General features: G+C 72.3%; 3 protein-coding genes. All 3 read left to right on the top strand.

Annotated features, from left to right (window positions below; translation table 11 throughout):
* Window positions 1-273: 273 nt before the first annotated feature.
* The gene (locus AC07A6_RS01210) at window positions 274-3,207 is read left to right on the top strand and encodes a lantibiotic dehydratase (RefSeq protein ID WP_478775633.1); all 2,934 of its coding nucleotides are present in this window, start codon (window positions 274-276) and stop codon (window positions 3,205-3,207) included.
* Window positions 3,204-4,475 (top strand): lanthionine synthetase C family protein, encoded by a 1,272-nt coding sequence (locus AC07A6_RS01205; RefSeq protein ID WP_478775566.1) that lies wholly within the window; start codon window positions 3,204-3,206, stop codon window positions 4,473-4,475. The genes AC07A6_RS01210 and AC07A6_RS01205 overlap by 4 nt, the downstream gene beginning before the upstream one ends.
* Before the next feature lie 68 nt (window positions 4,476-4,543).
* Window positions 4,544-6,613: a methyltransferase, FxLD system gene (gene fxlM / locus AC07A6_RS01200; protein ID WP_478775565.1), complete on the top strand. Its 2,070-nt coding sequence runs from the start codon at window positions 4,544-4,546 to the stop codon at window positions 6,611-6,613.
* The last annotated feature ends 99 nt before the right edge of the window (window positions 6,614-6,712 follow it).

Here is a 6,712-nt window from a genome sequence, read left to right as displayed (position 1 = left end):
CTTCCGCTTTCCTCTCTCCCCCCCCTTCCCCCCCCCCCCCCCCCCCCACCCCCCCCCCCCCCCCCCCCCCCCCCCTCCCCCCCCCCTCCCCCCCCCCCCCCCCCCCCCCCCCGGCCATACCCGACACATATACGCTTCACGGAGGTACAGGTGGCAAGCCCCGCATTCCGCTCCGGCCGGACGGCGCTCGTGCGCGCAGTGGCGTCCCCCACCCCTCCGCTGCTGCCCTGGCCTGACCTGACCGACCGCTCCCCCGATGCCTCCGCCGGGCACATTCCTTGGCTGCGTGCGGTCCGCGACACGGACACCGGGAAAGCGTTATGGCACGCCAGTCCGGCACTGGGCCGGGAGGTCGACGGCCTCCTCGCTGCTGAACAGCCCCGGCCGCACGACGCACGACGGGCCGCACTCTCGGTGGCTCGGTACCTGCTGCGGGCGCACGGCCGGCCCACGCCCTTCGGACACTTCGCTGGCGTGACCACCGCGGCGTTAGACGGTCCAGCTCGCGCGGACTGGGGCCTCGAACACCTGCCGATGGCCCGTGCTTCCGCGGAGTGGGTGGAACAGATCATCGCCCGGTTGGAAGCCGTGCCCGAGCTGCTGGAGCGGCTTCCGGTGGTCACCAACACCACCCTCGCCGAACGCGGGAACCGTCTCATCGTCCCCTACCAGGCCGACACCCGAGCAGACCAGCAGCGCGCCGTCGAAGCATCGGTCCGCCTGACCGGCCCCGTAGCCACCGTGCTCACATCCGCCCGGACGCCCACCTCGATCGGGAACGTCATTGCGAAGGTCATGGCGGATTTCCCCGCAGTAGGGAAGGCCACGGTCGACGGATTCGTGCGGGAGCTGCTCCGAGTCCGCGTCCTGATCACCTCCCTGCACGCGCCGAGCACCGAAACCGACGCGCTCGGCTACCTGTTGGCCCAGCTCGAGGCCGCCAGGGCCGACGAAGTCGTGGGTGTCTCTGAGACCATCGCCAGCCTTCGGGCTGCCCACGCTGACCTGCAGCACATCGGCAGGCACGAGCTCGCCGGTGCTCGGATGCGTGCCCTGGCGCCTGGCCTGCGCCGGCACCCAGTTGCCGTGGACACCCGGCTGACCGCGACCGTCGTGTTGCCGGCCACGGTGGCGCAGGAGGCGGAGCGCGCCGCGCTGCTTCTGGCCCGTGTGAGCCCCGCGCCGTTCGGGACGGCGGACTGGAAGGCCTACCACATGCGGTTTTACGAGCGGTTTGGCATCGGGTCGACGGTTCCGGTGCTCGACGTGGTCGCCGACAGCGGCATCGGCTACCCCAAGGGATACCCGGGGACCGGGCCTGCCGAGCACAAACCGCGGTTGACGGACCGTGACCGAGTCCTGCTGGGCCTGGCGCAGCAGGCTGCCCTCGACGGCCGCCGCGAGGTGCTCCTCGACAAGGCCACGATCGAGGCCCTGACCGTGGGCAGCGAACCGGCACGTCTCCCGCCCCACCTTGAGATTGGGTTCCGGCTCCGCGCGCCCGAGGCCGGGGCGCTCGACCGGGGCGACTTTCGCCTGGAGGTAGTCAGCGTTTCGCGGGGCGCCGGGGTCGGCACGGGCCGGTTCCTGTCCGTGCTCGACCCGGCGCAGCGACAGGCCTTGACCAACGACCTGACTGCGCTTCCGGCTTCCGACCCCGACACAGTCGCCATGCAGTTGTCGTTCCCTCCGCTCTTGCCGGACAGCGCCCATGTCACCCGAACGCCGCTTGTGCTGCCCGCCGTGATCAGCCTGGCCGAGCACCGCCCCCCGGCCGACGACGTGCTGACCGTCGAGGACCTGGCGGTGGGCTGCGACGGCCGCCGCATGTACCTCGCAGCCCCGGGCCACGGGCACCGCGTGGAGGCGGTGGGGATGCACGCGCTGAACCTGAACACCCACACCCCGCCCCTGGCCCGGTTCCTGACCGAGCTGAGCCGCGCCCAGTACGCGCAGGTCGCCGTGTTCGACTGGGGAGCCGCCGCCCAACTGCCCTACCTCCCCCGTCTGCGGTCCGGCCGGATCATCCTGGCGCCAGCTCGCTGGCAGCTGGACGCCAGCGAGCTTCCGGCCGCGAATCGCTCGTGGGAGGACTGGGACGCCGCGTTCGGCACCTGGCGGGCCGCACGTCGGCTCCCCCTCACCGTGCACATCGGCCGTGGCGACCGGCTGCTACCGCTCGACCTCACCGTCCCTGCGCACAGGGCGCTGCTGCGCGAGGACCTGGACCGGGCCGGCGCGGTCACGGTCGCCGAGGCTCCAACCGCGGCCGAGCTGGGCTGGTGCGCCGGCCGGGCACACGAGATCGTCGTCCCGCTCAAGGCCAGCCGACCGCCGGCCTGGCCCCGCCTGCCCAAGCCCACGTCCGCCCGGACTGTTCGGCGGGACCTGGTCCACACCCCCGCCGTCTCACCGGTTCTTCTGGCCAGCCTGTACGGGGACATGCGCCGCCAGGACACCCTGCTCGGGGAGCACCTGCCGGACCTCCTCGACCGACTCGGCGCCCCACCCTGGTGGTTCGTACGGTTCCGCGACCCCCATCAGCACCTGCGGTTGAGGTTCGCCCTGCCCACCGCGGACGCCTTCGCCACCACGGCCGGCACGGTTAGCGCGTGGGCGGACGAGCTCCGGCGGGCCGGGCTGCTGTCGGACCTGCGCTATGCCACCTCCTATCCGGAGATGGGCCGGTGGGGCGAGGGGCCGGCCTGGTCCGCAGCCGAAGAGGTCTTCCGCGCCGACTCCCGCGCCGTCCTCGCCCAGCTCAACCCGACGCCCCGACCGTCGCGGCGGGTGCTGGTCGCCGCGCACACCGTGGCCATCGCCTCCGCTTATCTCGGCAGCACGGAGGAGGCGATGGCATGGCTGATCAACCACATCCCATCCGCGCCCCCGGCACCGGTGGCCCGCCCCGAGTTCGCCGAGGCCGTCGCGCTCGCCAATCCGAACGACGACTGGGCAGCCCTGCGGTCCGTCCCCGGCGGCGAGGAGATCGTCCGGGCATGGAGCGACCGCAAAGAGGCCCTGGCCTCGTACCGGCGCCACCTCCCCGGCCCCGACACCCAGGGCATCGACGCTGACGACGTGCTGACCTCCCTGCTCCACGTCCACTTCGTACGCGCCGTCGCCGTCGACTTCCCCGAGGAAGCCCTCTGTCTCTACCTCACGCGAGCCGCAGCCCTCGCCTGGACCGCCAGGAGGTCCCGTTGATGCTCCACCCCGCCCTCGGCCTCGCCCGGGAAATCGCCGACCGGCTCGCCTACCCCGCCACCTCCGTCGGCGCGGTGGCCGCCTCCGACTGGCGCAGGCAGTCCCTCGGCCACGGCGTTCCCGGTATCGCGCTGCTGCACATCGAACTCGCCGCCGCCGACCTCGGCCCGTGGGACCGCGCCCACGCCTGGCTCTCCGCCACGGCCGGGCAGCCGCTGACCACCGGGGCCGACAGCCACCCCTTCTACGGGGCGCCGGCGTTTGCCCACACCCTTGCGTGCGCGGCCGAACGCCTCCCCGGGGCCTACGGGGCCGCCCTCGACTCCTTGGACCGGCAGATGGTCACGGACGCTCGCCGCCGCCTGGCCGCCGCCGAACAGCGCATCGAGGCCGGCCAACTGCCAGCGCTCGCCGAGTTCGACGCGATCCGCGGTCTCACCGGCTACGGGGCATACCTCCTTCGCCGCCGCCCAGACAGCGACATCGTTCGCGCGATCCTCGACTACCTGATCCAGCTCACCCAGCCGCTCACCCACCGGGGCGAGACCGTGCCCGGATGGTGGACCGCCTCCGGCCCATCCGGCCGGCCCGACGACCGCTACCCCGACGGGCACGCCAACACCGGCGTCGCCCACGGCATCGGAGGAGTCCTTGCCCTCCTCGCGCTCGCCGCGCACCACGGGACCATGGCCGCCGGGCACCGAGAGGCCATCCGCAGCATCCTGGACTGGCTGGACCGCTGGGAGGTCAACATCGGCCGGGGACCGGCCTGGCCGTACTGGGTAACCCTTCCCGCTCTGCCCACAGGCCACCTGCCCGTGGGGCCGCAACGCCCGTCCTGGTGCTACGGCACCGCCGGTCTCGCCCGCGCCCAGCAGCTCGCCGCCATCGCCCTCGGCGACCAAACACGACAGCTCGCCGCCGAACACGGCCTCCTGGCAGCGCTGACCGACCCGGAGCAGCTCCACACGACCACCGACAGCGGACTGTGCCACGGCTTCGCAGGCCTCGCCCACATCGCCGCCCGGGCCGCCTCGGACGCCTTGCCCACCACCGCCGACCAGCTCCGGGCCGTACTCCCCGCGCTCCTGTCAGCCGTGCACCCACCTGGCAGCGACCCGGCCACCGCCGCAACCGGGCTTCTCCACACGCAGGAACCCGACCCGGGACTCCTCGACGGCGCCTCGGGTATCGCCCTGGCCCTCCTAGCCCCGGCCACCAACGCGCCGCCCCGAACGTCCTGGGACAGCTGCCTGCTCATCGCCTGAAACGACGCACCGCACGAGGACAGCCCCACCGAGCCACCCACCGCACATCCACATGAAGGACCTCACCGATGCAGGGCACCTGGCACCAGATCAACGTCACCTTCGCCGACCGCGCCACCGCACAGCAGGCGATCCCCCAGACGCTCGGCCCCGCCCTGATCATGGCCGAGGACCGCGGGGAGATTTCCACCTGGTGGTTCATGAACAAGCAGCCGTGGAAGCTGCGCGTGCGCACCGCCGGCGACGAGACCCCCACCCTGTGGGAGGCCCTCAGCGAACTCGTCCAAGCCGATCAGGTCCTGCAGTGGAATCCCACCATCTACGAACCCGAGACCCTGGCGTTCGGCGGGACCGAGGCCATGGACGCGGCCCACGAGCTGTTCCACACCGACAGCCGCCACCTGCTGACATACCCCGTCCAGGCCGGACACCTCGGCCGCCGCGAGACCGCCGTCCTCCTTGTCAGTGCGATGATGCGCGCCGCCGGCCTCGACTGGTACGAGCAGGGTGACGTCTGGGACAAGGTCGCCGCCGAACGTCCCGCCCCGCCGATCCTCGCCTCCGAGCTGGACGCGGCCATGTACTCCCTGCTGACCGTCGACGCCCGCAGCCTTTGCCGGGAGGACGGCCCGCTCCACGGACACGCCGACTGGGTTCGCGCCTTCGCAAGGGCCGGGACCGCACTCGCCGTCCTCAACCACGAAGGCCGGCTGCTCCGAGGCCTGAGAGCTGTCCTCGCCCACCACGTGATCTTCCACTTCAACCGGGCCGGTCTCCCCCTGGAGGACCAAAGCGCCCTGTCTACCCTCGCCCGAAAGGCCATCATGGGAACGAGTGACACCCCCGCAACCACCCCCGCCAGCAACCCGGCCGCCGATAGCGTCGGATCGGTGAACACCGACACGCTCACCACCCCCGACGCCACCGCGGAACAGCTCCGCAACGCCCTCGTCGACCAGATCCGCAAGGAGGGCCACGCCACCAACCCGGCCGCCGAGGCCGCGCTGCGCACCGTGCCCCGGCACCTTTTCGTGCCCGACGCCTCGATCGAGGAGGCCTATGCCAACCAGCCGGTCCACGTGAAGTACGACACCGACGGCACGTCCATCTCCTGCGCCTCCCAGCCCGCCGTCGTCGCCCTCATGCTCGACCAGCTCGACGCCCAGCCCGGCGAACGCATCCTCGAACTCGGCGCCGGCACCGGCTACAACGCTGCCCTCATCGCCCACCTCGTCGGCGACACCGGTCACGTCACCACCATCGACGTCGACGACGACCTGGTCGACGGCGCCCGTAAACACCTGGCCGCCGCCGGGTACACCAACGTCGAAGCCCTGACCCGCGACGGAGCCATCGGCCACGCCGACGGAGCGCCGTACGACCGGATCATCGCCACCGTCGGCGCCCACGGCATCCCGCACGCCTGGCTCGACCAACTCGCGCCGGGCGGACGGCTCGTCGTTCCCCAGCGGCTCAAGGGCAGCGTCTCCCGCTCCATCGTCTACGAGCGCCGAGACGGCCGATGGGTGTCCCTCAGCAGCGAGATGAACACCTTCATGCCGCTGCGCCGCGGCATCGCCGACGACGACCGGCGGATCATCCCCCTCACCGCGGACGGGACCGTACGCCTGCAGGCGCCGGCCGGAACCCCCATCGACGCCGAGGCGCTTGCCCGCGTACTCGAAGAACCGCGGGTCGAGGAATGGACCGGCATGACGGTCCGCGCCATGGAATCGCCCGAGTGGATGGAGCTCTTCGTCAGCTGCTCCTTCGACTCCGGCCTCATCCGGATGCTGTTCCCGGCCGCCGCGAAGGGCACCACCCTCACCGAGGACCCCTACCCCTCCTCCACCGCGGTCATCGACAAGGGCGCCCTGACCTACCTCGCGCGGCGCCTCTCGGACCAGACCACCCCCGAGGGCGGCAAGCTGTGGGAGTTCGGCGTCATCGGCCACGGCCCCGGCAGCGACGAGCTCGCCGCCAAGGTCGCCGACGCGATCCGCACCTGGGACCACAACTACCGCAGCCGGAAGCCCGACTTCGAGCTCCAGTCCCTGCAGACCCTGGCCCCCGAGGAACGTCCCGGCCGGTTCACCGTCGACACGCCCCTGAACCGGATCGTCATCGACTGGAACTGACCGTGCGCCCATGACCGTGGGGGGGGGGGGGGGGGGGGGGGGGGGGGGGGGGGGGGGGGGGGGGGGGGGGAGAGGAAGGGAGGGGGGGGGGGGGAAGAA

Source organism: Streptomyces sp. NPDC044002 (genome assembly GCF_056434525.1).
This window is presented reverse-complemented; position numbering and strand designations above follow the sequence as displayed.

Excerpts from the sequence above, each read along its gene's own strand:
- fxlM (WP_478775565.1), top strand. The coding sequence starts at position 4,544 with ATGCAGGGCACCTGGCACCAGATCAACGTCACCTTCGCCGACCGCGCC.